Raw genomic sequence first — 3,699 nt, 5'->3', positions numbered from 1 at the left:
GCAGGGCGCCGCGGTCCACCTTGCCGTTGGGCGTGAGGGGCAGGGTGTCCAGGCCCACGAAGGCCGAGGGCACCATGTACGCAGGGAGACGGGAGCGCAGGTGCTCACGCAGGACGCCGGCATCCCCGAAGGCCGGGACGACGTAGGCCACGAGCCGCTGTTCGCGCACGTCGACCACGGCCTCGCGGACCTCGGGGTGCATGCGGAGCGCGGCTTCGATTTCGCCCGGCTCGATGCGGAAGCCGCGCAGCTTCACCTGGTGGTCGATGCGGCCCAGGAACTCCAACGTCCCGTCCGCGAGCCAGCGCACCCGGTCGCCCGTGCGGTACATCCGCGTGCCCGGCGCTTCGCGAAGCGCGTCCGGCACGAAGCGCTCGGCCGTCAGTTCCGGCCGGCCCAGGTAGCCGCGCACCACGCCTTCACCCCCGATGAACAACTCACCGGGGACCCCGACCGGCACCGGCCGCAGCAGGGCATCCAGGACGTGCAGCCCGGTGTTCGCCAGCGGCCGTCCCAGCGACACCGTGCCGGCCGTGTCCGTCTCCACGCGATGCATGGACGACCACACCGTCGTCTCGGTGGGACCGTACATGTTGAGCAGGGCAGGGACATGCTCCCGCAGCTTCGAGGCGAGGCTCCCCGGAAGCGCTTCGCCGCCCACGAGCATCTGCCGCAACCCGCTCAGCGCATGCAGCGCCCGGGGCTCCTCCACGAGCGCACGCGCGTACGACGGCGTGCACTGGAAGTGGGTGACGGCGTGGCGCTCCAGCAGGTCCGCGAACGCCGCGGGCTCCAGGCCCGTGGGCGCGAGCACCACCTGGAAGCCGCGCGTCCAGGCCCAGAGCAGCTCCAGCACGGAGATGTCGAAGGAGATGCTCGTCATCGCCAGCCACGTGCCCGGGCACGGCGAGACGTGCGCATCCATCGCGCGGAAGAAGTTCATCACCGTCCGGTGCGGCACGCCCACGCCCTTGGGCCGCCCCGTCGAACCCGACGTGTAGAGCACGTACGCGAGCGTCCGCGCGTCACCCGCGGACCGCACGAAGTCCGCTCCCACCGAAGGGGCCACGTCATCGAGGAAGAGCCGGCGCTCGGCCGGCACCGCGATCACGTCCTCCAGGCGACGAGGCCCCACGAGGACCTTCGCCCCCGAGTCCTCCCACATCGCCGCGAGCCGCTGCGCCGGGTACGCCGGATCCAACGGCAGGTAGGCTGCCCCCGCCTCCAGGATGCCGAGCATCCCCACCGCCAGATCCACCGAGCGGTCCACGCACAGCCCCACCACCGACTCCGGCCCCACGCCACGCTGCCTCAGCGTGTGCGCCACGGCCCGGGCCCGAGCGCGCAGCTCCCGGTACGTCAGCCGGCCATCCCCGGCGACGAGCGCCACGGCATCCGGCGTGCGGGCCACCTGCGCCGCGAAGCGCGAGGAGAGGGTGGCATCCGAGGGGAACTCGATGTCGGGTCCACGCGACAGCGCGAGCAGATGCTCCGACTCATCGGCGCTGAGCCACGGCAGCTCATCCACCTGGCGCGAAGGGTCCGCGACGGCGGCCTCCAGCAGCACACTCAGGTGGCCAGCGATGCGGGCCACGGTGTCCGCGTCGAAGAGGTCGGTGGCGTACTCCAGCCAGCCCTCGAAGCCCCTCGCGGATTCGGAGAGCGAGAGCGTCAGGTCGAACATCGCCGTGCCCGAATGCACGTCCAGCAAGCGCGACTGGATGCCCGGCAGCACGGGGGCGCCCACCTGCGCGCCCTGGAGGATGAACATCACCTGGAAGAGGGGCGTGTACCCGCGCTCGCGCGTGGGCTGGAGCGCTTCCACCAGCTTCTCGAAGGGCACGTCCTGATGCGCGTACGCACCCATCGCCGTCGCGCGCACCCGGCCCAGCAGCTCACGGAAGGTGGGCGCGCCGGACAGCCGCGTGCGCATCACCAGCGTGTTGACGAAGAAGCCCACCAGGCCCTGCAACTCCGCGCGTTCACGACCCGCGATGGCCGTGCCCACGCTGACGTCGCCCTGTCCCGAGCGGCGCGCGAGCACCGCCTGGAAGGCCGCGAGCAGGACCATGAACGGGGTGACGCCCTCTCGGATGGCCAACGCGCGCACCGCTTCGGCGAGCCGTGAGTCGAGCACCACCGGCACCCGGGCGCCCTGCGTTCCACGCTCGGGGGGACGCGGCCGGTCTGTTGCCAGCTCCAGCAAGCGGGGCGCGCCTGAGAGCTGCTGCCGCCAGTAGTCCAGGTGCGAAGCCAGTGCGGCTCCGTCCAGCGACTCCCGCTGCCACTCCGCGTAGTCAGCGTAAGCCACCTTCAGCGCGCGCAGCGGCGACGGGCCGCCTTCGAGCAGCGCCGCGTAGAGGGCGGACATTTCGCGCACCAGCACGGCCATGGACGTGCCGTCCGACACGGCGTGGTGCATGACGAGCACCAACACGTGCGTGCGCTCATCCAGCGTCAGTAGCGTGGCGCGCACGAGCGGTCCCTGCGTCAGGATGAACGGACGGCGGGCCTCCTCATGGGCCAGACGGGAGGCTTCGGCCTCGCGGGTGTCCGCGGGCAGGGACTCCAGTGATACGCGGGCCAGCGGCAGGGACGCGACGCTCGCGATGACCTGCAGCGGCCTTCCGTCCTGTTCCCGGAAGGAAGTCCTCAGCGCGTCATGGCGCGCGGCGAGCACGAGGAGGCTGTTCTCCAGCGTGGCCACGTCCAGCTCGCCTTCCAGTCGCACGGCGGCGGGAAGGTTGTAGGTCACGTCGCCCGGTGCGTACCGATCCAGGAACCACAGCCGCGCCTGCGCGAAGGACGCCGCCCGGTCGCCTGTTACTTCCCGGCGACGCAGCGTGCTCGATGCAGGGGCGGACGCCGCTGTGCGGGCCGCGATCAGCTGCCGTGCAAGGGACGTGATGCTCGGTCCCTGGAGCAACCACTCCATGGGCACCGTCACGCGCATCGTGCCGATACCCATTTCGTGCGCCAGCTCCACCGCGCCCAACGAGTCCAGCCCGTAGCGAGTCACTGGAGCATCGACGTCGATGTCCTCACGGCGCATGCGCATGTGCCGGGCCACGGCGTCGTGCAGCCATGCCACCAGCGCTGCCTCGTCCGCATTCGTGGGCAGGCCCTCTGAGACGGGCGCCGCTTCGCGTGCTCCAGAACCCGCGCCAGGAGCGGCCGGGCTACTGGCTCCGCGCTCATGACTCGATGACGGCCCGGACGAAGCCAAAGGCCTGTTGGCCCCAGCCACACCGGAGCCCGGGACGGCTGAGGCAGAGGCTCCGGAATCGGAGGCCCCAGCCAACGCCAACGGCCCGGATTCACCGAAGCCCGGCGCATTGATGGATCCGTCCCCGTCGGAGCCCGGAATGGATTCGGATGAAGCGGGGAGGGGAGCTTCGGACGACGAACGCACGCCCCCCGGCGGCTCCGCCCGCCACGCCGTCACCTCCTGCAAGGTCCCCGCGAGGAAGGCCGCTCGGCACGCGTGCCGCTGCACCTTGCCGCTGGACGTCTTGGGCAAGCTGCCCGGCTCGATGAGCACCACCGCGTGCGCCTGCACCCCGTGCGACTCCGCCAGCCGCTGCCGGATGGTGCCCACCGCCGCGTCCGCCGCCGCCAGCTGCTCACGCAGTCCGCCCAGCCGTCGCACGTCGATTTCCTGCACCACCACGGCGCGCTCCTCGCCCCCCACCTCCACCG

Annotated in this window: 1 protein-coding gene; it reads right to left on the bottom strand. The window is 71.7% G+C overall.

The window, feature by feature from the left end; all coding sequences use genetic code 11:
* Nucleotides 1–3,699, bottom strand: a 3,699-nt coding sequence (locus D7Y11_RS42005; RefSeq protein WP_126936466.1) for a non-ribosomal peptide synthetase, incomplete at both ends; no start/stop codon positions are given.

Origin of the sequence: Corallococcus sp. AB018 (assembly GCF_003986945.1) — a bacterium.
GTDB lineage: Bacteria > Myxococcota > Myxococcia > Myxococcales > Myxococcaceae > Corallococcus > Corallococcus exiguus.
This window is presented reverse-complemented; position numbering and strand designations above follow the sequence as displayed.